21 protein-coding genes are annotated in these 19,959 nt (G+C 70.8%); 9 read left to right on the forward strand and 12 right to left on the reverse strand.

The window, feature by feature from the left end:
* Nucleotides 1-73: 73 nt before the first annotated feature.
* Nucleotides 74-691, reverse strand: a complete 618-nt coding sequence (locus MXD61_RS07875) for a TetR/AcrR family transcriptional regulator (RefSeq protein WP_248812179.1) — start codon at nt 689-691, stop codon at nt 74-76.
* A 90-nt stretch (nt 692-781) separates the two neighbouring features.
* Here MXD61_RS07875 and MXD61_RS07880 point away from each other — a divergent pair, with 90 nt between their 5' ends.
* Nucleotides 782-1,816 carry an aldo/keto reductase gene (locus MXD61_RS07880; RefSeq protein ID WP_248812180.1) on the forward strand — a complete coding sequence of 345 codons (1,035 nt, stop codon included), beginning with the start codon at nt 782-784 and terminating at the stop codon, nt 1,814-1,816.
* A 45-nt stretch (nt 1,817-1,861) separates the two neighbouring features.
* Here MXD61_RS07880 and MXD61_RS07885 read toward each other — a convergent pair whose 3' ends face one another.
* A complete protein-coding gene (locus MXD61_RS07885) occupies nt 1,862-2,521 on the reverse strand; it encodes an NADPH-dependent F420 reductase (protein WP_248812181.1) in 660 nt (219 codons plus the stop codon).
* Between the two features lie 97 nt (nt 2,522-2,618).
* Here MXD61_RS07885 and MXD61_RS07890 point away from each other — a divergent pair, with 97 nt between their 5' ends.
* Both MXD61_RS07890 and rph read left to right on the forward strand, forming a co-directional pair.
* A complete protein-coding gene (locus tag MXD61_RS07890; protein WP_248812182.1) occupies nt 2,619-3,020 on the forward strand; it encodes a helix-turn-helix domain-containing protein in 402 nt (133 codons plus the stop codon).
* A 116-nt stretch (nt 3,021-3,136) separates the two neighbouring features.
* Nucleotides 3,137-5,788: a rifamycin-inactivating phosphotransferase gene (rph, locus tag MXD61_RS07895; RefSeq protein WP_248812183.1), complete on the forward strand. Its 2,652-nt coding sequence runs from the start codon at nt 3,137-3,139 to the stop codon at nt 5,786-5,788.
* Here rph and MXD61_RS07900 read toward each other — a convergent pair.
* Entirely contained in the window at nt 5,785-6,144 is a 360-nt protein-coding gene (locus MXD61_RS07900; protein WP_248812184.1) for a hypothetical protein, read from the reverse strand. The genes rph and MXD61_RS07900 overlap by 4 nt on opposite strands.
* Nucleotides 6,145-6,307: 163 nt before the next feature.
* Entirely contained in the window at nt 6,308-6,790 is a 483-nt protein-coding gene (locus MXD61_RS07905) for a group II truncated hemoglobin (RefSeq protein WP_248812185.1), read from the reverse strand.
* 154 nt (nt 6,791-6,944) lie between these two features.
* Between MXD61_RS07905 and MXD61_RS07910 the strand changes: the two genes are divergently transcribed.
* The gene (locus MXD61_RS07910; protein WP_248812186.1) at nt 6,945-7,844 is read left to right on the forward strand and encodes a LysR family transcriptional regulator; all 900 of its coding nucleotides are present in this window, start codon (nt 6,945-6,947) and stop codon (nt 7,842-7,844) included.
* A gap of 13 nt (nt 7,845-7,857) precedes the next feature.
* Here the strand turns inward: MXD61_RS07910 and MXD61_RS07915 are convergent, their stop codons facing one another.
* On the reverse strand, nt 7,858-8,859 hold the full coding sequence (locus tag MXD61_RS07915) for an SMP-30/gluconolactonase/LRE family protein (protein WP_248812187.1): 1,002 nt from the start codon (nt 8,857-8,859) through the stop codon (nt 7,858-7,860).
* A gap of 157 nt (nt 8,860-9,016) precedes the next feature.
* On the opposite strand from MXD61_RS07915, the gene MXD61_RS07920 reads away from it, so the two are divergent.
* Nucleotides 9,017-9,454, forward strand: a complete 438-nt coding sequence (locus MXD61_RS07920) for a MarR family winged helix-turn-helix transcriptional regulator (RefSeq protein ID WP_248812188.1) — start codon at nt 9,017-9,019, stop codon at nt 9,452-9,454.
* Nucleotides 9,455-9,462: 8 nt separating this feature from the next.
* Here MXD61_RS07920 and MXD61_RS07925 read toward each other — a convergent pair whose 3' ends face one another.
* Together MXD61_RS07925 and MXD61_RS07930 are read right to left on the reverse strand one after the other, a co-directional pair.
* On the reverse strand, nt 9,463-10,905 hold the full coding sequence (locus tag MXD61_RS07925; protein ID WP_248812189.1) for a plasmid pRiA4b ORF-3 family protein: 1,443 nt from the start codon (nt 10,903-10,905) through the stop codon (nt 9,463-9,465).
* Between the two features lie 431 nt (nt 10,906-11,336).
* Complete coding sequence (locus tag MXD61_RS07930; protein ID WP_248812190.1) at nt 11,337-11,999, reverse strand: O-methyltransferase; 663 nt, start codon at nt 11,997-11,999, stop codon at nt 11,337-11,339.
* Nucleotides 12,000-12,109: 110 nt separating this feature from the next.
* Here MXD61_RS07930 and MXD61_RS07935 point away from each other — a divergent pair, with 110 nt between their 5' ends.
* On the forward strand, nt 12,110-13,123 hold the full coding sequence (locus MXD61_RS07935) for a LysR family transcriptional regulator (RefSeq protein WP_248812191.1): 1,014 nt from the start codon (nt 12,110-12,112) through the stop codon (nt 13,121-13,123).
* Nucleotides 13,124-13,137: 14 nt separating this feature from the next.
* Complete coding sequence (locus tag MXD61_RS07940) at nt 13,138-13,437, forward strand: YciI family protein (RefSeq protein ID WP_248812192.1); 300 nt, start codon at nt 13,138-13,140, stop codon at nt 13,435-13,437.
* 134 nt (nt 13,438-13,571) lie between these two features.
* On the opposite strand, the gene MXD61_RS07945 is transcribed toward MXD61_RS07940, so the two are convergent.
* The gene (locus MXD61_RS07945) at nt 13,572-14,561 is read right to left on the reverse strand and encodes a YafY family protein (protein ID WP_248812193.1); all 990 of its coding nucleotides are present in this window, start codon (nt 14,559-14,561) and stop codon (nt 13,572-13,574) included.
* Nucleotides 14,562-14,659: 98 nt separating this feature from the next.
* Between MXD61_RS07945 and MXD61_RS07950 the strand changes: the two genes are divergently transcribed.
* Nucleotides 14,660-15,250, forward strand: coding sequence for a DinB family protein (locus MXD61_RS07950; protein WP_248812194.1), 591 nt, complete (start codon nt 14,660-14,662; stop codon nt 15,248-15,250).
* 88 nt (nt 15,251-15,338) lie between these two features.
* Here MXD61_RS07950 and MXD61_RS07955 read toward each other — a convergent pair whose 3' ends face one another.
* Entirely contained in the window at nt 15,339-16,139 is an 801-nt protein-coding gene (locus tag MXD61_RS07955) for a phytanoyl-CoA dioxygenase family protein (protein ID WP_251079609.1), read from the reverse strand.
* Nucleotides 16,140-16,230: 91 nt separating this feature from the next.
* Nucleotides 16,231-17,136 carry a TIGR03620 family F420-dependent LLM class oxidoreductase gene (locus tag MXD61_RS07960; protein ID WP_248812196.1) on the reverse strand — a complete coding sequence of 302 codons (906 nt, stop codon included), beginning with the start codon at nt 17,134-17,136 and terminating at the stop codon, nt 16,231-16,233.
* Nucleotides 17,137-17,271: 135 nt separating this feature from the next.
* On the opposite strand from MXD61_RS07960, the gene MXD61_RS07965 reads away from it, so the two are divergent.
* On the forward strand, nt 17,272-18,015 hold the full coding sequence (locus MXD61_RS07965) for a helix-turn-helix domain-containing protein (RefSeq protein ID WP_308222698.1): 744 nt from the start codon (nt 17,272-17,274) through the stop codon (nt 18,013-18,015).
* Here the strand turns inward: MXD61_RS07965 and MXD61_RS28755 are convergent.
* Nucleotides 17,978-18,628 (reverse strand): hypothetical protein, encoded by a 651-nt coding sequence (locus MXD61_RS28755; RefSeq protein WP_374628601.1) that lies wholly within the window; start codon nt 18,626-18,628, stop codon nt 17,978-17,980. The two genes, MXD61_RS07965 and MXD61_RS28755, sit on opposite strands and share 38 nt — an antisense overlap.
* Before the next feature lie 315 nt (nt 18,629-18,943).
* The gene (locus tag MXD61_RS07970; RefSeq protein ID WP_248812197.1) at nt 18,944-19,954 is read right to left on the reverse strand and encodes a TIGR03564 family F420-dependent LLM class oxidoreductase; all 1,011 of its coding nucleotides are present in this window, start codon (nt 19,952-19,954) and stop codon (nt 18,944-18,946) included.
* Nucleotides 19,955-19,959: the final 5 nt, after the last annotated feature.

Raw genomic sequence — 19,959 nt, forward strand, 5'->3', positions numbered from 1 at the left:
AGGCGTCTGTCAGTGAAACAGGAAAACCTGCCCGCGAGGGTAGGAATCCCCGGTCTTCAGGCCGGGGAGGATGTCAAGAGGACGCCAGGTACGCGCCGGCGCGGGCGGCGGCCGCCGCGGCCAGGGCGGCGCGGTCGGCCGCGAGCGCGTCCGGTAGCTCCCCGTGGGTCAGCAGGCGGTAGTAGAGCGGGGCGCAGACGGCGCGGATGACCTCGTCGGGGTCGGTTCCCGCCGGCACCTCGCCGCGGTCGATCGCCTGCGTCACGCAGGGCGCCCACTCGGCGATCCTGGTCTCGTAGAAGCCGCGCAGCGCGTGCGCGGTGGGCCCGTCCCAGGTCGCGGCGGCGATCATCGCGGTGAACAGCGCCCCCTGGCGCGGGTCGCACAGGGTGCGCCGGACGAGCTCGGCGTTGGCTCGCAGGTCACCGAGCAGGGTGCCGGTCTCGGTCCTGGGCACGGACTCCTGCGCCATCTCGGTCAACAGGTCGGCCACCAGAGCGACGGTCGACCCCCAGCGGCGGTAGACGGTGGTCTTGCCGACGCCGGCGCGGCGGGCCACATCGGCGAGGTCGAGGTGGGCGAGGCCGAGTTCGACCAGCGCGTCCGCGGCGGCCCGCAGCACGTTGGCGCGCACCCGCGCGGTGCGTCCGCCGGGCCGAGGCGTTCCCGACCCACGGCCGTTCTCGTCCACTGTAATGGTTCCCCATTCCCGTTAGCAGCCTGTTCGGTGGTACGGTTGGCTTCGATATTAACGGAACTATGGAACCGTTAGGTGGCTGCGATGGAGTATCGACGGCTGGGGGCGTCCGGGCTGCTGGTGCCAGCGCTGAGCTTCGGCACCGGCACGTTCGGCGGACACGGCCCGCTGTTCGGCGCCTGGGGAAACACCGACGTCGACCAGGCCCGGCGTCTGATCGACATCTGTCTGGACGCGGGTGTCACGATGTTCGACACCGCCGACGTCTACTCCGACGGTGCCTCCGAACAGGTGCTCGGTGCGGCCGTCCGAGGCCGGCACGACAAGGTCCTGCTCGCCACCAAGGCGAGTCTGCCCACCGGAGACGGCCCGAACGACGCGGGTTCGTCGCGGGCCCGGCTGCTCGCCGCCTGTGACGGCGCCCTGCGCCGGCTCGGCACCGACCACCTCGATCTCTTCCAGCTGCATGCCTTCGACGCGGGCACGCCAATCGAGGAGGTGCTGTCCACACTGGACGATCTGGTGCGGGCCGGGAAGATCCGCTACATCGGCGTGTCCAACTTCGCCGGTTGGCAGCTCATGAAATCCCTCGGTGTCGCCGAGCGGTACGGCTATCCGCGGTATGTGGCGCACCAGGTCCACTACTCGCTGGTCGGTCGCGACTATGAATGGGAACTGCTACCACTGGGCCTCGACCAGGGCGTCGGTGCGATTGTCTGGAGCCCGCTGGGCTGGGGTCGCCTGACCGGACGGGTCCGTCGCGGCGAGCCGTTGCCCGCGGGCAGCCGGCTGCATGCCACCGCCGATTTCGGCCCACCGGTGGACGACGAGTATCTGTACTCCGTGGTCGACGTGCTCGACGAGATCGCCGCGGAAACCGGCCGGGCGGTGCCGCAGATCGCGCTCAACTGGCTGCTGTCACGCCCGACGGTCGCCTCCGTCATCATCGGCGCCCGGGACGAGACCCAGCTGCGGCAGAACCTCGGGGCGGTCGGCTGGTCGCTGACCGCGGACCAACGAACCCGGCTGGACACGGCCAGCGCCCGCACCGCCCCCTACCCCTACTTCCCGTACTACCGACAGGACGGTTTCGCCCGGCTGAACCCGCCACCGGTCTGAGCCCGGACTCGGTCTGAGCCCGGACTCGGAACGGACCGTTCTCCGTCAGGCGGACACGGCCCCCGTCGGGACGTGCGGAACGGCCGAGGCGGGATCAAAGCCCGCGAACGCCAGCCCGATGACGAAACCCGCGGTTTCCTCGAGCTGACGGGCGCGGTCCAGGCCCCCCAGCGCGGCCGCTCTTCCCCCGACATCCCGGATGAGATCGCTGACGACCGACAACGCGGACGCGTCGTCGCCGCAGATCACCACGGTCGGAGTCGTCGCCCCGGGGTCGCTGCTGGGAGAGCGTGTCCACTGGTCAGCGGCAAACAGATGAAATGCCTTCACGACCTGTGCGCCGGGCGCGGCCGCGGCGATCCGGCTGGCCGCCGAGCTTCCCGGTTCGGGCAGCAGCAGGCCGACGCCGTGCTCCACGGCGTTCGTCGGATCTATCAACGGCGTTCCCGCGAGCGTGCCCTCGCCCGCGCCGGCGGCCCGAAGAACGTCCTCGATGCCGGCCCATGACACGGCGAGCAGTACCGCATCGCGGCCGGTGACGGCCTCCCGCGGGGTGCCGGCACGGGCCGCCCCGCCCAGCCGTGCGGCGAGCGCGTCTGCCTTGGTACGTGAACGCCCGCCGATGACCAGTTCGTGCCCGTGTCGCGCCCAACCCTGGCCGAGGGCGGCGGCCAGGGTGCCCGTCCCCAGAATTCCAATGCGCATCGGTGTCCCTTTCGCCGCGTGCTGATTCTTCGCGGCCCACGGTAGGCAGGCCGATACGCACCAATCGGTGCGTGCGAGACCTGCGACGATGGCAGGGATGAACGAGCACGAACGTCACTGCGAGGAACTGGTCGCCGATTGTCGCCTTCGGGCGGTGACAGAGTTGTTCGCCCATACCTGGGACCCGGTGGTGCTGGCCGCGCTGCGTGCGGGCCCTCGGCGACGCCGCGAACTGCGGGCGGCCATCGGTGGTCTGAGCGACAAGGTCCTGACGGAGACGCTGCGCCGACTGTGCGCTCGAGGCCTGGTGGGGCGACACGCCTTCGTCCAGGCGCCGCCGCGGGTCGAGTACGCGCTGACCCCGTTGGGGTGCAGTCTCGTGAACGGTCCGATGCGGGTGCTCGGCGAATGGATTCTCGAACACGGCGACGCGCTGCTGAAAGCACAGGAAGATCAGGAAGAACAGGAGAAAGCACTCCCTGCCACCTCTAACATATAGCAGGCTAAGGGGCTTGTCGCAAGACCCGGGTCGTGCCGCACAATCGTCGGCCGGGCCACGATCAGACGGGGCCATGGGCGCGATGCGCGTGTCGATGTCGACCGGTAGGGGACGCGGTGAGCGATCAGAACGTGGTGGGGCTGCACGAGGTCGACGAGGGTCAGCTGGCGCTCGTGGGCGGTAAGGGCGCGCGGGTGGGCGCGCTGTCGCGGATCGAGGGCGTGCACGTGCCGGCCGGTTTCTGCGTGACGACGAACGCCTTTCGGCGGATCCTTTCGGCGACGCCCGCGACCGCGGATCTGCTCGACCGGCTGTCGCACGCGAACCCGGACGACCGGGTGGCGATCGGTTCGCTCAGCGCGCGGCTGCGCCGCACCATCGAAGGCACCGCCATCCCGGCCGATCTGGCGTCAGCGATCACACGAGCGCACGCGGGGCTCGGCGAACGGGCCGGCTACGCGGTGCGCTCCAGCGCGACAGCCGAGGACCTGCCGACGGCCTCCTTCGCCGGCCAGCAGGACACGTACCTGAACGTCGTGGGACCCGCGGCGCTCCTCGCGCACATCAGCCGGGCCTGGGCCTCGCTGTTCACCGAGCGGGCCGTGACCTACCGCCAGCACCACGGCATCGATCACCGCCAGGTCGCGATGGCCGTGCTCGTGCAGCGGATGGTCCTCCCGCGAGCGGCCGGCGTGCTGTTCACCGCCGACCCCGTCACGTCCAACCGGAAGGTCGCCTCGGTGGAGGCCAGTTTCGGCCTCGGTGAGGCCGTGGTCTCCGGGCTGGTGAACCCGGATGTCCTCACGGTGCGCGATGGCGAGATCAGCACCAGGACCATCTCCGTCAAGCGGCGCGCGGTGTACGCCCTGCCGGGAGGCGGGACGCGGGACCAGGAGATCGACCCGGAGCACCAGGAACAACCCGCGCTGACGGACACGCAGGTGCTGGAACTCGTGCGGCTCGGCCGGCGGATCGAAACGCACTTCGGGTGTCCCCAGGACATCGAATGGTGCCTGGTGGACGGCGATTTCCGGATTGTGCAGAGTCGGCCGATCACGACGCTCTTCCCCGTCCCGCGGGTCAGCGACGGGGAGAACCATGTGTATGTCTCCGTCGGTCATCAGCAGATGATGACCGATCCCATGAAACCGCTGGGGCTTTCCTTCTGGCAGTTGACGACCCCCGCGCCCATGGCCGAGGCCGGTGGCCGGCTGTTCGTCGATGTCACTGCGAGAGTGGCCGCGCCGACCGACCGCACCAACCTGCTGGAGCTGATGGGCAGATCCGATCCGCTGACCCGCGACGCGCTGCGGACCGTCCTCGACCGGGACGGTTTCATCCGGTCACGGCCGGACGGTGCTGCGCCCACGCCGCTGGCCGGCGGCCCACCAGCGCCGATCGAGACCGACGCGGCCATCGTCACCGAGCTGATCGCGAGCAGCGAGGCGTCCATCGCCGCCGTGGAACGTGAGATCCGGACCAGGTCCGGGGTGGCGCTGCTCGACTTCATCCGGACCGACCTCCAGGAACTGCGGCGCATCCTGTTCGATCGGCGTAGCCATCAGGTGTTCATGTCGGCGATGGACGCCACGTGGTGGCTCAACGAGCGGCTGGCCGCCTGGCTGGGTGAGAAGAACGCGGCGGACACGCTCACGAAGTCCGTGCCCCACAATGTCACCTCGGAGATGGGACTGGCGCTGCTCGACGTCGCCGACGTGATCCGTGAGCACCCCGACGTGGTGGCGTTCCTGCGTCGCGTCGCGGACGAGGGTTTCACGGGCGGCGGTTTTCTGGCCGAACTACCCGGGCTCGCGGGCGGACGGGAGACACACGACGCTTTCACGGCCTGGCTCGACCGGTACGGAATGCGCTGCGCCGGCGAGATCGACATCACCCGGCCGCGGTGGAACGAGAATCCCGCCGCCCTGCTGCCCGTCCTCCTCGGCCACGTCCGCAACGTCGAACCGGGTGAGAGCCGGCGGCGTTTCGACCAGGGCCGCGCCGAGGCCGAACGCAAGGAGCAGGACCTGCTGGCGCGCCTACGAGCCGGGCCGGACGGGCAGCGCCGAGCCGCGGAGACCAAGCGGATGATCGACCGGGTCCGGACCTTCATCGGATACCGGGAGTATCCGAAGTACGGCATGATCAGCCGCTACTTCGTGTACAAGCGGGCCCTGCTGGCCGAGGCCGGACGGCTCGAGAAGGCCCACGTACTGCGCGAGCCGGCGGACATCTTCTACCTCACGTTCGAGGAGCTGTACGACGTCGTGCGCACGAACCACGTGGACGACCAGCTCATCCTCCGACGCAGGGAGGCGTTCAGGTCGTATCAGGGGCTCACCCCACCCCGGGTGCTCACCTCCGAGGGGGAGTGCGTCGCCGGGGCGCATCGACGCGACGACACACCGCCCGGCGCGCTGATCGGCCTGCCGGTCAGCACCGGAACGGTGGAAGGGCGCGCCCGCGTCATCCTGGACCTGGCCCAGGCGGTGCTGGAGCCGGGCGACATTCTCGTCACCGCCCACACCGACCCCAGCTGGACGCCTCTGTTCGTCGCCGCCGCGGGCCTGGTGACGGAGGTCGGCGGGCTGATGACCCACGGCTCGGTGATCGCCCGGGAGTACGGGCTACCGGCGGTCGTCGGCGTGGTCGAGGCCACCCGACGCATCCCCGACGGGCAGCGCATCCGCGTCCACGGAGCCGACGGCTACGTCGAACTACTGCCCGCGGATCCGCCGCCCGCACCTTCCGCGGACCTGACCGACTAGGCGCGGAGCTCCTCGTTCATGGCGACGAGCCGCTCATGGGCGAGGGCGAGTGGCGGGACATCCCAGGCGAGGCGTTCCTCGTCGGTGGTAGCGGGGTCGACCGGGTAGAACTCCCATTCGGCCCCCTCCCTGAAGTACTGGGTGCCGAACCTCTGCGGCAGGCCTTTTCGGGTGAGCCAACGGTCCAGCGCGGCGGCCGCGAGCCAACGGGCATCCCGACAGCCGGCGTCCGCGGCTCGGCAAGCCAGTTCGAAACTCAGGTGATTGTGCTCCGGAAGGCTGCCGTGCTGAAAGACCATCGCCGCATGGTAGAAATCGGGGGCGGTCCGGACCTGGCCGTCTGCCAGCAGACTCATGACGGTGCGCTGGCGTTCCGAGTCCCGATCGACCGCCTCGGGTGGCAGCTCCCGCCCCTGGCGGTCAGCCTGATCGGCTTCGTAGAGCTCGCGGAGCCGAGGGTCGGCGTCACCGGGGCATGGTGACGGAAGCTTCCGAAGTAGCTCTGGCAGGTTGAACATCTCAACGGACACGGATCGAGTCTGGTCCGTGCTCGGGCGGGCCGTCCGGGGTCCACTCCCAGTGGGGCACCTCGCGGATCGGGTGCAGGTCGGCGTCGGTCTCGGCCCAGGAGTTCTGCTGGGCGACCTGCGCGCCGAACTCGATGTGCTCGCGCACCGCGGTGCGGAACGGGGCGTCGTCGGGCAGGCCGGCCTCGTCGAGCGCCCGCAGGTACGTTTCGACGAACCGGTCGCGCTGCTCGTCGGTGATCTGGAGATGACGGTGCACGTCGATCAGGTACTGAAAGCCGGTCTCGCGACTGAAGTCGTCGGGGCCGCCGAACGACTCCCCGGTGAACGAGGTCAGCCGGTCGACATGGGTCGCCACCCGCTCAGGGAAAAGCCTGCTCAGGACCGGATCGGCGAGCGCGCGTTCGTAGAACAGCTCCTCGAGTCGGTGCAGGGCGCTCGCACCACCGGCGTGCTCGTACAGCGACTCGGCCATGGTCGTCGGGATCCCCTCACCTGGACGCGTCGTGCACGCATCCCCGGCGTGCAACGCTAGGGCGATGTCCACCGCAGGGGAAACAGAAGTTTTCGGTGGCCCCACAGCCGCTGTCGGTCGATCGACGGCACCGACCGTACCGCCGTTCGCCGCCGTGCGGTTCGACCTTCGGCAGCTCGCCTACTTCCTGGCGGTCGCCGAGGAACTGAACTTCACCCGGGCGGCCCGGCGCCTCAACGTGGCCCAGCAGTCGTTGAGCAGCGCGATCGCACGGCTCGAATCGCATGTCGGGTTCGACCTGTTCGAGCGGGCCCCCCGGGCGGTGGCGCTGACCGAGCGCGGATCGGCCTGGCTGCCCTACGCCCGTGACCTTGTGGCCGTCGCGCAGCGGTGCGTGGACGCCGCGCACGAACTCAACGCCGGCTCCGGCCCCAGCCTGCGGATCGGGCTGGCCGCCACCGCGGCCGTCGACATCACGCCCAGGCTGCTGCACGCCCACGCCGAGCGGCATCCCGGCGTCCGCGTCACGACGAAGCACTACGGCCTCGAGGATCCGACCGGTGGCCTGCGCACCCACCACAGCGACATCGCGATCGTGCGCCCTCCGTTCACCAGCACGGGCCTGGACCTGGTCGTGGTGGCCTCCGAACCGCGGTTCGTCGCCCTCCACACCGGCCATCCCCTGGCAACCAGGCGGCACATCGAGTTCGCGGAGATCGCCGACCTGCCCTGGATCGACATCGTCGGTTCCGATCCCATCTGGTGCGCGTTCTGGCGGGTGAACGAGCGACGCGGCAGACCGGCGCGGCTCGGCGCACAGGGCCATACCCTCGACGATCTGCTCGAGGCGGCCCGCTCCGGCCAGGCGGTCGGTCTGGTACCCGCCTCGATCGCCCGCGCGCAGCGCTGGCCCGGCCTGACGTTCGTCGAGGTCACGGACATCCCGGCGGCCGACGTCGCCATCGCCTGGAACGCGAACGTCCCGCTGCCCAGCCCAGCCCGTGACTTCCTCGACCTCGCCACGACCCTCACCGCCGCCCAGCCGGAACGCTGAGTCCGCCCGGTGGCTATGCGGCTGTTCGTGTCGCCGGCGCGCGCCGGTCGAGGTGGGCGACCAGCAGATTCGGGTCGACGCGGGTGAAGAAGGCGCTGTTGGAGACGTAGACGGTGTCGCCACGCAGCTGGACATGGGTGGGGTTGGACAGGCCGTCGGCGGCGGTCAGCACCACCTGTGGCTGCTGGCCCGGGCGGATCAGGACGATCTCGTTCGTCGCGATCAGCGGGGCGAGAATCGTGTCGTCCGGCCCGAAGACGGTGAAGTTGTCCACCCCACCGGTCAGCCCGCTGACCATCGTCCGGATCGGTCCGGCCGCACCGCCGGCACCGATCGGAATCCGCATGATCGTGCCCCGATCGGTGTTGCTGACCCACACCTGACCTCGATGGACGGTGATTCCGTTGGCGCCGAACAACTCGTCGCGGGTCAGCTCGGGGCCGCTGGCCCAGACCCTGGGCGTGCCGCCGGTCGTGGGTACCTTCCAGATCACGCCGAGGGCGGAGTCCGCGGCGTAGAGATCGCCGGTTCGCTCGTCCAGGGCGAGGCCGTTGGGAAACGCCTGCACGGGCAGGCGGGCGATCTGTTCCGGCACGCCGCCGCGCCGAATCCGCCACACTCCGGAGTCGGCGCTTCCCGTGCAGTTGAGGACGTAGACCGTGCCGTCGGGCCCGCGGGCGATACCGGAACTGTAGGAGCCCCCGAGGATCGGGCAGGCACCGCTTCTGGGCAGCTGGCCGACCGGCTCCACCTGTCCGTCGCGGCGCACCCGCACGACCGCACTCGCGTTGGCCAGCGAGATCAGTGCCGATCCGGTCGGCTCCAGCGCGATGCCCTCGGGCGACTGCCCCGTGTTGACGTCGAAACGCGCGACGATGCGCGGGGCGGACACCACCCACGTCGCCGCGCTGGCCGGGCTGGTCGGGGTGGCCGCGGTGGCCGTGGTTGTGCTGAAAGCGAGCAGAGAGGCACTCAGCGTGACCAAGGCGCCGAGTGTGCGGAGCCGTCTTCTCATCGGGGTCTTCGTCTCCAGAATCCGGGGAGGTGCGTCCGCCCGCGGCACTGTCGGCCGGGATGATGGACCGCACCTCGCGGGCCGAACTATCTCGGCTGTCAAAGTGTCTTGTGAAAACATATATCTCGGATAGGCGAGATACAAGGGGGTTGGGGACATGCCGGACGATCCGCCGCGCGGCGCGGTCCAGGTGCGGATCTTCGACTCGGTGGTGCGCATGATCGCGGGGGCGATCCTGCACAGTCACGAGGTCGCCGAGAAGGTCGGTCTCGGCCCGAGCGACGCCCAGTTCCTCACCCTGCTGCAGGTGCACGGGCCTCTGACACCCGGCCGGCTGGCGGAACTGAGCGGTCTGACGTCCGGCACCGTCACCGGTGTGGTCGATCGGCTGGAACGAGCCGGCTACGCCCGGCGGGACCGCTCGTCCGACGACCGTCGCAGGGTCGTGGTGTCCCGGGTCGAGGAGAAGGTGCGCCACGACATGGGTCCGCTGTACGAGGGGTACGGCCAGGCCCTGCACGAGCTGCTCGGGCGCTATGACGACGAGCAGCTCGCCGTCATAGCCGACTTCACCGCCCGGCTCGCCCACCCCTGACCGCGTGGCTAGCGCAGGCGGGACAGGTCGGCGTTCACGGCCTCGAGGTCGAACCATCGCGGGTCGAAATCGGTCGCCTCCGCCAGGCCGATCTCCGTCAGCCGCTCGTAGGACTCCTCGGAGTCGGGGTCGGCGTCCTCGCCCTCGAGGATCCGCAGGAACTCCTCGTAGACGTCCCAGCTCTGACAGCCTTCCGGCGGCGCAGCCCGCTGTCCGTCGAGGCACCGCGGATCACTCGCGCCGGTCGTGCGACCGCTGATCTTCGCCAGCTCGATGTCGAGCTCCCACTCGTTCTCGAGCAGGTACACGCCGACGATCTGGCTGCCGACCCCGGTCAGGACCTGGCCCAGGGAGACGGTCCGGGTATCGGGCCAGTCGGGCGCGGGGCCGGGGAAGTCCGGGTCCGGACCGTCGGGGTCGGGTGCGGTGAACGTGCCGAACGGCGTCTCGAACTCGTGCAGCTCGGACTCCTCCCAGCCGAACGCCGCCTGGATGACGGCGTGCAGCCTCGCCAGGGAGAGATCCGCGGGGACCTCCAACCGGCGCCAGATCGGCTGCCGTGCCCCGCGCATGTTCACCGTGATCTGGTAAAGCGGCGCCGGGCCTTCCTGCCGCGCCCACCTCGCGGGCAGCGGCCCGGGGTGGCGCGTGGGGGATCGGCGCGCCACGATACGGATCAGTTCGTCGCAGGCCGCCGTGTGCGGCCTGGGTGGCTGGTGGCGAAGGATCGGTAGCGCCTGGAGCCGACCGGTGAGCAGCAGCGCCGTGGCGTGGTATCCGGGCACGTCCTGACCGTGCGGATCGCTGCTGGGTCGAAAGCCGAGCAGCAGGTCCGCGGCCTCGTGCGCCGCCCGGATGGCCAGCGCTTCGCTGACCTCCCAGCGGAACTCGGCCGCGTCCAGCTCCTTCCCACCGAGACCGGCCGCGTCCCTCGTGGCGTCGGCCTGGACCTGGGCGATAGCCCGGTCGAGGTCGAGGTCGGTGCGCAGGGTGACGAGGCCGGCGGCCTCACCGCATCTCAGGGGGTTGAGCCTGACGGCGAGGATGTGCCGGCGGCCGGCCCGCACGAACTCACCGCCGAGGACGGCGGTCTTCCCGGCGGCGAGCCCGGTCGTCCTGCGAAGCAGCCGAAAGCCGGTGGCGGTGATCGGTTCGGCCAGCTCGTCGGCCCAGGACGGCGCGGGAACCCCCGCGGCGGCGAGGACCGCGGCACTTGTGCGGGCCGCCTCGCCCGTCGACTCCGGTGTCGCCGCGCCGATCGCCAGCAGGATCGCGAGCGCCTCGGTGTTGGCGGCAGCGGTGACGCGGGGTAGCACCTCGTCGACGAACAGCCTCGTGGGCTGCCCGTCGGGTCGTCGGTAGCGTGCCGCGATCACGGACCCGGCGGTCTCCGCGTCCAGGGGATCGGTGCGTTCGCGCAGCCATGCGCCCGTGCTGAGCAGCCCACTCACGATGCGCTCCGCCCCGGGTATGTCGTCGTTGGCGCACCGTGGGCAGAGGCAGAGCGGAGGGGTGCCGGGCGAGTGGGGCCGCGATCCGAACCCGCGGGGGGTGGGTCGCCGACCCGGATTTCCGTGGTTTCCCTTGCGGCGCCTGCGGCCGCGGCTTGTCGGACTCATGCGCAGATCGTCGACCGGCCCCGAACACCGCATTCGGGTGCCCCGCCTGTCTTTTCACCCTCTGGACGTCATCGTGGGGGTTCCGTCGCTTCAGTGGTCCACGGTCGAGCATCCGCGCCGAGGTTTCGATGACATCAGGCCTGCTCTTTGCTGCCCAGCATGAATTCCTCCGTGGCGACTCGGCTTCGATCCGGCAGCCGCCGGCGATCGAGAGGTTGGGCCCGCGCGGGCGCCGACACCGCGCCAAAGGCCTTGGCTTTCGGCTACAGCCGGATGGCGAGGTCGAGGCCGTCGTCGATGGGGACGGGCAGGCCGAGATAACCGTTCGCGGGGTCGTGGACGTACTCGAGATAGCCGTGGGTCTCCTGCGCGAACAGCGTCACGTCGTCGGCGACGACCAGGGCGCCGGGTGCGAGGTGGGGCTCGAGCACGCGCAGCAGCGGCAGGTAGAGCTGGTTCCAGCCGTCCAGCAGCAGCAGGTCGATCGGCCCGGGCAGATCCCGCAGGGTCTCGAGGGCGTCGCCGACCCGTAGGTCGACGAGGTCCGCCAAGCCCGCCTCGGCCAGGTTCGCGCGGGCCGCCGCCGCCTTCGTCGCCGCCAGCTCGGTCGTGATGACCCGGCCGCCGCCGTTGTCACGGACCGCCGCGGCCAGGTGGATCGTGGAGATCCCGAAGGACGTGCCGAACTCGACCACGAGCGCGGCGCCCCGCGCCCGGGTGAGCAGGTAGAGCAGCCGTCCGACCTCCGGGGCGACGGGCATGTAGATCTCGGCGGCGGCCTCGGCCACCGTCGCGGCCAGGGACACGTCGATCTCACCGCTGAACCGGTCGCGCAGCGCCAGCAGGGAGGGACCTTCCTGGGCTGCCGCCGTGAACAGGCGGTCAAGCACGGTGCGGGTGGCGTCATCCAGCAGTGTCGCGGGCATGGCGAAGGCACCTTTCGGGAGCGGTGGTGTCACAGCGAGATGCTGGTCAAAGCCTAGGCAGCGGACGATCTGTCTTCAAATGCAGGTGAAGCACTGAAAAGATGCGCGGCATGCATAGTTCTGATGCGCCGGCGTCCCCGTCCTCCCCGACGTCCCCGGCGGCAGGTGGGGCACGGCCGCTGTCCGGCATCGACCTCAACCTGCTCGTCGCCCTCGACGCGCTGCTCACCGAACGCAGCGTCAGCGGCGCCGCCCGCCGCCTGCACCTGACCGAACCGGCGACCAGCCGTGCCCTCGGCCGGATCCGTCGGACCACCGGCGACCAGATCCTCGTCCGCTCCGGCCACACCATGGTCGCGACCCCGCGCGCCCTGGAGATCCAGGCGGAGGTCGCCGACCTGGTCCGCCGCGCCCACGGTGTGTTCGCACCGGTCGGCATGCCCGACCCCGCCGACCTCGACCGGACGTTCACCATCCTCAGCAGCGACATGCTCATCGCCGCCATCGGCCCCGACCTGCTCGGCCGGCTCGCCACCGCGGCCCCCGCCGTGCGGGTGCGCTTCCTGCCCGAACCGACCCCGGTCGCCGATCCGCTGCGCGACGGCACGGCCGACCTCGAGATCGGCGAGATCGACTCCACCGCGCCGGAGATCCGAGCCGAGACGCTCGGCACCGATGACGCCGTCCTCATCGTCCGCGCTGGCCATCCGTTCACCGCGGGTCCGGTCTCGCTGGACCAGGTCGCGGCGGCCCGGCACGTCGTCGCCTCCCGGCGTGGCCGCTTCCGCGGCCCCCTCGACGACGCGCTCGCGGCCCGGGGCCTGCGCCGTACGGTCGCCGTCGCCGTGCCGTCCCACACGGTCGCCCTGACGGTCATCGCCCAGAGCGACCTGGTCGGCATCGCCCCCCGTCGCCTCGGCCGGCCCGCCCTCGCCGCCGCGGGCCTCGCCGTCCTCGACCTCGATCTCGACCTGGCTCTGCCGCCGCTGCCCATCAGCCTCGCCTGGCATCCGCGCAACGATGCCGACGCTCCTCATCGCTGGCTGCGCGCCCACGTCCGCGACGCCCTCACCGCCGCACTGACCGGGCCGGGGCCGGGCGGCCCGTCGGGCACTGACCGCTGATTATCATCAGCCGGGTGGCCAGCCTCTTTGTTCTGGATCTTACGTATACCGCCGACCTGACCGAGGTCGACCGTCATATGGACGGTCATCGGGAGTTCCTGCGGCGCAACTATGATGCCGGAGTTTTCCTGGCGTCCGGACGGAAGGAGCCGCGCACGGGCGGAATCATCCTCGCGACAGGTGACCGTGCCGCGATCGAGGAGATCATCGAGAGCGACCCGTTCAAATACCACGGCGTCACCGCGTACTCCATTACCGAGTTTCTGCCCACCACGACCGGCCCCCAGCTCGAGGCGTTCCGACACCAGCTCTGACCAGACTGACGGCGATCATTGGCCTCCTCCGCCGGGGTCGCGCCGGTCGCGACACCCACATCGAGATGACGATCGGGCGACCCTCGGATCGTCACCCGGGAAGCGGGAAACGGGAAACGGCCGATGCGCCGCCGTCAATTGCAGCCGCTGGCGGCGGCGCGCGCGTACCGGCGGGCCAGGGCGGCGAAGGCGTCCGCGAGCTCGGGTGGCCCGAGGACCTCGATGTCGGCGTCGAACCGGCCGACGGTGGCGGCCAGGCTGGGCCAGGACCAGGAACCGAGAACGAGCCGGCAGCGGTCCGGGCCGAGTTCCTCGACGATCCCGTCCTGGGCGTACCGGGAGACGAAGGCGGCGGGCAGATGAATGATCATCTCCCCGTGGCAGGGCTGGCGCTCCGGTCCGAAGGAGCCCTCGAAACGCTGGGCGACGAAGGCGGCCACATCCGTGCCGGGCAGCTGCCGCGGGGTGAACCGCGGCCCGGTCGGGGTGCGCGGGCTGATCCGGTCGGCCCGGAAGGTGCGCCAGTCCTCCCGGTCCAGATCCCAGGCGACGAGATACCAGCGTCCCGCCCAGGTGACCAGGTGGTGCGGCTGCGCCCGCCGCGGCGGGGAGGCAGCGGCCGACTCCGATCGCGACGAGACGGCGTAGTCGAAGGAAAGCTCCTCGCGGGCGTGGACCGCGGCACCGAGCGTCACGAGAACGGCCGGGTCGACCCGCGGGTTCAGCCGATTTCCGCCGCGTTCGACCGCGGTGACCTGAAGCGCGTCGATCCGGTGGCGCAGCCGGGCGGGCATGACCTGCCGGATGGTGCTCAGCGCGCGGGCCGCCGCCTCCTCGACACCGACGCCGGAGCTGGCGGCGATCTGGAGCGCGACGGCGACGGCGACGGCCTGCTCGTCGTCGAACAGCAGCGGCGGCAGGTCCGCCCCCGCATCGAGCTGGTAGCCACCGTCGGGGCCCTTGGTGGCCCGGATCGGGTAGCCCAGCTCACGAAGGCGGTCGACATCGCGGCGCACCGTGCGCGGACTGACCTCGAGCCGGGCGGCCAGCAGCGCCCCCGGCCAGTCCCGGCGTGCCTGCAACAGCGAGAGCAGGGCCAACAGGCGCGCTGAGGTCGTCGGCATGTCACTGAGATTGCCCGTAGAAGAGGCCAGAAACTGACCGCTTCTCCGGTGACAGTGGTCTTCAGTCGACCACGGCGACAACAGAAAGGCCGATCATCATGACGACCGCCCCCGCCCCCGCCCCCGGGCACGCCAGCGTCCTCGACGCCGAGCGGGCCGACCTGCTCGCCGAGCTCGCCGCGGCCCGCACCCTGCTGATCAACACGACTCGTGGCGTCAGCGACGCCCAGGCCGGCGAGCGACCGACCGTCAGCGCCCTGTGCCTGGGCGGGCTGATCAAACATGTCGCCTCCTGCGAGGAAACCTGGGCGCGGTTCATCCTCGAGGGGCCCTCGGCGTTGGACGTCGCGCTGCCCGACGGCGTCACCTGGGACGAGTTCATGACCGGCACCGCGCGCGAATACCCGGCCTGGGCCATCAGGCGTCACAACGACTTCCAGATGCTGCCGGGTGACACGCTGGCCGGGGCCATCGCCCGCTACCGGCAGGCCGCTGCCCGCACCGACGAGATCGTCGCGACCATTCCCGACCTGTCCGCGGCGCAGCCACTGCCGGCGGCACCCTGGAACGAACCGGGCGCGCGACACAGCGTCCGCCGGGTGCTGATCCACATCATCGCCGAGACCACCCAGCACGCCGGGCATGCCGACCTTCTGCGCGAGACGATCGACGGCCAGACCACAACCTGACGACCGCCTCGTCCAGGCCCTGGATGGGGCTGGACGGGCCTGGCGGTGGACGAGTCGCACCAGCGTCCGTGCGGGTCCGCGGCGTCGGCTACCCGGTCACACCCAGCCCGCGGCGGACGGCGAGTTCGACGGGGGAGTAGGTGTCGTCGGCGCGGTCCAGGTCGAGCAGGCCTACCGGGTCCAGCGGGGGCTGGGCGATGAAGCGTGGAACGGACCCGCGGTGTCGTTGCGCGGCGTGGATGAGGAACGGGTGGCAGAGGTACACGTCACCGGCCCGCCCGGTCGCGAGGACCACCGGACGGTCGGGACTGTCGAGGCTGCCCGCGGCGTCCATCTGCCCGCACAGCTCCAGCCCGTTTCGGCCGCGTTCACCCCCCGGCGCCAGAAACGGCGGCACATCGAGGTGTGATCCGGCCTTGATGCGGGTCGGTGCGTCGTCGGGGCCGATGTCCGAGAACAGGAACAGCATCAGCAGGGCGCGGCCGCGGGACCTGATGTTCAGCCAGAACCACGTCTCACCGTCGGGCAGGTAGGAGCCGTCCATGTGCCAGCCGGCATCACCGGGGTCGCCGGGGTGCGGGAAGCGGATGGGAAACGTGCCCAGGCCGGTGCGTGGCCGCCATCGACCAGGCCCGACCAGCTGATCGAAGGCGGCGTGCAGTCGTGGTGTGGTGGCGGCCCGCTGGAAGGGCTCCTGCGCGCTGCCGTCGATCCGGATGACGGGACGGGTCCAGCCAGCCGGGTTGTCGGGGTCGAGGCCGGTCAGGCGCCACAGGATCGCACGGCACTCGTCGGCCAGGTCCCTCGGGAACGCCTCCCGGACGTGGACGAAGCCCTCGTCGATGAACGTCTGGATCTCTTCGTCGGTCAACGTCGACACCGCGGCCATCACCTCGACCTCGGATTCTCGTCGGCCGGGGACGGTCACTCAAGCGCATTTCGTGCGGCCACGGCGCGCCCGCACCGGATGCGCTGGGCGGTCAGACGGCTGGGAACAGCAGTGGGGCGAGCCGTTCGAGCTGGTCGACCGCCTGAGTGAGGTCCGCCGCGAACGGGTTGACCAGCACGTGGTCGGCGCCCGCGTCGAGATGGGCGGTCAGCCGGGCCGCGACAGTGGTTTCGTCGCCCCAGGCGAGGACGTCGTCGATCAGCCGGTCGCTGCGTTCGCCGGTCACCTCCGCCTCGCTGTAGCCGAGCCGGCGGTAGTTCCTGGTGTAGGGGGACTCGGGGGCACCCGCGCCGAGGCTGAGGATGCGGCGCAGCCGCGCCCGGGCGGCCGGCGCGTCGGTTTCGAGGACCACGGCCTGATGGGGGATGACCAGGAGGTCCGGGCCGACCGCCGCGCGGGCGACCGCCGTGTGCGCCACGGGCTGCAGGAACGGATGGACGCCGTCGGCTCGTTCGCGGGCCAGTTGGTGCGCACGCGGTCCAAGGGCAGCCAGGACGCGCGGGTAGGGGGGAGCCGGTAGCTGCGTCAGACGCCGCCCGGCATCGTCCATGGCATCGAGGTAGTCACGCAGGTGAGCAAGAGGCCGCTCGCCGGACTGACCACCAAGGCCGAGGACGAACCGGTCCGGATGGGCCTCAGCCAGTGTGGCGGCGCCGGTGTGCATCGAGCCCGCGGCGCGGACACTGATGTTCGCGATGCCGGTGCCGACGGTGATCCGATCGGTCGTGGCCAGCATCAGACCGTGCTGGGTGAACGCCTCGCGGCCGCTGACCGGCGCGACTGGCGGGGTCTCCCCGCTCCACACTGATCCGTACCCCAGCCGCTCGATGCGGACGAGCTCGCGGCGCTGCATGGCCACCGGCGTACTGAGCAGGACGAACGGGGGAATCCAGACCCCGAACCGGCCCAGCCTTCGCCTGGTCTCCGCAACCGTCATCGCCGATCCCTCCACCTCTTCAAGTCAAACGGAGGCTGCCTCCGCCTGAGGGAGGCGAGCTTACCGGAGGCAGCCTCCGCCTATGGCTGTGGGGGGGAGGTACCCTCCGCTTGTTCGCCGGGAAAGGAAGCGCGGGTGAGTGCAGTGGCCGAGCCGAGGCCCATGCGGGCCGATGCCCGGGCCAACTACGAGCGTCTGCTGGCGTATGCCCGTGCCGCGTTCGCCGAGCACGGCATCGGGGCCTCCCTGGAGGACATCGCCCGCCGGGCCGGAGTTGGTACGGGAACGCTGTACCGGCACTTCCCGTCGCGAGAGGCTCTTCTCGAGGTCCTCCTCCACGATCGGTTCGACACACTCGCGGCCAGGGCCCGCGAGCTGTCGGCCACCGCGGCGCCCGGATTCGCGCTGACCTGCTGGCTGCGGGAGTTCGTGGAGTTCACGGGCACCTACCGCGGGCTCACCGCCGCGTTCACCCGGACCCTGCGGGATACCTCGACCGAGCTCCACACGGCCTGTGAGGGCATGCGCGAGGCCGGGGCGTCCCTGCTCACCCGCGCGCAGCGGGTGGGCGTGGTCCGCGCCGACCTCGACGCGCTGGAACTGTTCACCCTGGTCAGTGGACTCGCGTGGTCCTACGAGCAGACCTCGGCCGCAGTCCCGGGGCGGGTGACGGTCGACCGGCTGCTCACGCTCGCGCTCGAGGGCGTGGCGCCGACGGCCCTCCCCGACCGCGGTCGGGGTCGCCGTCGCGGAAAGGCGGACGAGCCTTCCGAAAGAAGGTCGCCGCACACATCAGTGTCGGAACAGGCGAAGCCCGGTGTCGACGAGGGCGACCCCTTGATCACGGCAGGCACTGAGGATCTCCGCGGAGCGGATTGATCCGCCGGGTTCGGCCACGTAGCGCACCCCGTGTCGGCGGGCATGAACAATGTTGTCCTGAAAGGGGAGGGCGCCGTCGGAAGCGAGGCTGGCCTGGTCGAGTCGACTCAGCCATCGGGAGCGCTCCGTGGCGGTCAAGGGCGGGCTCCCGCCGGGCCCGAGCGGGAACGCGGGATCGGCGGAGCTCGCCTCGAGGTAGTGGATCTGGGCATTGATTCTTTCTTGGATCTTCGAGTTCTGGCCGACGTGCAGTGCCCGGACGAGGCGGTGTCGGCGTAGCCACGTCCACCCGGGACTGTTGGCCCGCGCCCACGCCGAGCGTCATCCCGCCGCGGACGTAGGCGACCGAGTTCGACTGGGTGTGACGCACCACGAGAAGGCCCGAGGAGCAGGTCGTCGAGGGCGTGGTCGGGAATCGTGCCGACGCGGATATCGGCCAGGGTCTGCCGGTTCGGAACGGCGTCATCCCAGGGCTGGGTGAAGCGCATCCCGTGCACCTCGCGGATCTCCCAGGGGGTGGCCGGTGGGTCGGGTCGGCCTCCAGGGTCAGGAATGTGCCGTTCTTCTTCGCGGACAGGGTTGCCACGACCCCTGGCTCATAGCCGGGCGCCACGATTCCGTCGCAGACCAGCTGGCGCAGCAGCAGGGCTAGCGGGGCTGGCGGTCGCCGGCCGCTGGCGAGGATTCATGCCGTACCGCAGGTCCATCGACCGTCCTCACCGCGCACAGTCAGCTGTGCGTCGCGGGCCCAGGCGGTCGGCGTCGACGATCTTTCGGCCGTTCCCCGGTGGTCATCCACCCGCGCCAGTAGCGGCCACGTCCAACCGTAGCAGCTACACATCAGCCGGTAGCTGCGCATCAGGATGATCTTGTTTATGGGGTGTGGTCGGCACGCTTTTGTTGGTGTCCGCCATGACCATTCTCGCGGTTACCGAACATGCGGACGCGCTGCGCTCCGTGCCTCAGCCAGACGAGAGGGGCGAAACGCCGTGTGCGGAGGACGGGGGGCGAGGTGGGTGGACAGCGCGCCGAGCAGAGTGATCGTGCGGGCGTGTTCCTCAGGTGTGGTGACTCCGGAGAGGTTGGCGATGACCTGGGTGGCGCCGGCGTCGGCCAGCCGGGTCAGCTCCCTCTCGACGTGGCGTTCGTCTCCGATGATCGCCACGTCGGCTGCTGTCCGGGCGCCCTCACGGTCGAGGATCGTGCGGTAGGACGGTACCGAGTCGAAGAACGCGAGGTTGGTCGCGGCGCGGGCGCGGACCTCGTCGGGTGCGTCGGTCACACAGATCGGGAGGCCGGCGATGACCTCACGGTGCTGTCCGCCGGCACCAGCGGACAGCGTGGGCACGATGTGCTCCGCGAGCGTGCGCGGCCCGGCCAGCCAGGTGATCGTCCCGTCGGTCAGCTCGCCGCACAGACGCAGCATGGCCGGGCCGAGCGCCGCAAGCAGCAGCGGAGGAGGCGGAGTGGCTCCGGCGACCCGGGCGGACCATCCCGAGGTGTCTGCGGTCATCTCCTGGCCACGAAAGGTGACTGTTCCGGATTCGAGGAGCGGGCGTAGAGCCGCGAGATACTCGCGCATCCGGCGCACCGGCCGGTCGAAGCGCAGGCCGTGGCGCTGTTCGACGGCGGCCCGGTGGCCGACGCCGAGACCGAGCCACAGGCGTCCGTCGACCGCGGCCTGGGTGGTCTGTACCTGGCTGGACATCGCGATCGGGTGTCGGGAGTGGATGGTCGTCACGGCTGTTCCCAGGGCCAGCCTCGGGACCTCGCGCCCGATGAGGGCGAGGGCGGTCAGCGCGTCGACGGTGTAAACCTGGCCGAGCCACAGCGATGCCAGGCCGGCGTCCGCGACCACGCGAGCTCGGGTGACCAGGTCGTCCACGGCGTTGGGGCCGTCCGCGGCGGGCAGCTCGAGCGCGAGTCCGAGTGGGATCATCAGTG

It is taken from the genome of Frankia sp. AgPm24 (assembly GCF_023243055.1).
Taxonomy (GTDB): Bacteria; Actinomycetota; Actinomycetes; order Frankiales; family Frankiaceae; genus Frankia; species Frankia umida.

Coding starts and splice junctions, on each gene's coding strand:
- MXD61_RS07920 (WP_248812188.1), top strand. CDS start 9,017: ATGCCGGACGATCCGCCGCGCGGCGCGGTCCAGGTGCGGATCTTCGAC.
- MXD61_RS07905 (WP_248812185.1), bottom strand. CDS start 6,790: ATGGCCGAGTCGCTGTACGAGCACGCCGGTGGTGCGAGCGCCCTGCAC.
- MXD61_RS07900 (WP_248812184.1), bottom strand. CDS start 6,144: ATGAGTCTGCTGGCAGACGGCCAGGTCCGGACCGCCCCCGATTTCTAC.
- MXD61_RS07935 (WP_248812191.1), top strand. CDS start 12,110: ATGCATAGTTCTGATGCGCCGGCGTCCCCGTCCTCCCCGACGTCCCCG.
- MXD61_RS07945 (WP_248812193.1), bottom strand. CDS start 14,561: ATGCCGACGACCTCAGCGCGCCTGTTGGCCCTGCTCTCGCTGTTGCAG.
- MXD61_RS07950 (WP_248812194.1), top strand. CDS start 14,660: ATGACGACCGCCCCCGCCCCCGCCCCCGGGCACGCCAGCGTCCTCGAC.
- MXD61_RS07880 (WP_248812180.1), top strand. CDS start 782: ATGGAGTATCGACGGCTGGGGGCGTCCGGGCTGCTGGTGCCAGCGCTG.
- MXD61_RS07970 (WP_248812197.1), bottom strand. CDS start 19,954: ATGATCCCACTCGGACTCGCGCTCGAGCTGCCCGCCGCGGACGGCCCC.
- MXD61_RS07915 (WP_248812187.1), bottom strand. CDS start 8,859: ATGAGAAGACGGCTCCGCACACTCGGCGCCTTGGTCACGCTGAGTGCC.
- MXD61_RS07885 (WP_248812181.1), bottom strand. CDS start 2,521: ATGCGCATTGGAATTCTGGGGACGGGCACCCTGGCCGCCGCCCTCGGC.
- MXD61_RS07890 (WP_248812182.1), top strand. CDS start 2,619: ATGAACGAGCACGAACGTCACTGCGAGGAACTGGTCGCCGATTGTCGC.
- MXD61_RS07960 (WP_248812196.1), bottom strand. CDS start 17,136: ATGACGGTTGCGGAGACCAGGCGAAGGCTGGGCCGGTTCGGGGTCTGG.
- MXD61_RS07930 (WP_248812190.1), bottom strand. CDS start 11,999: ATGCCCGCGACACTGCTGGATGACGCCACCCGCACCGTGCTTGACCGC.
- MXD61_RS07955 (WP_251079609.1), bottom strand. CDS start 16,139: ATGGCCGCGGTGTCGACGTTGACCGACGAAGAGATCCAGACGTTCATC.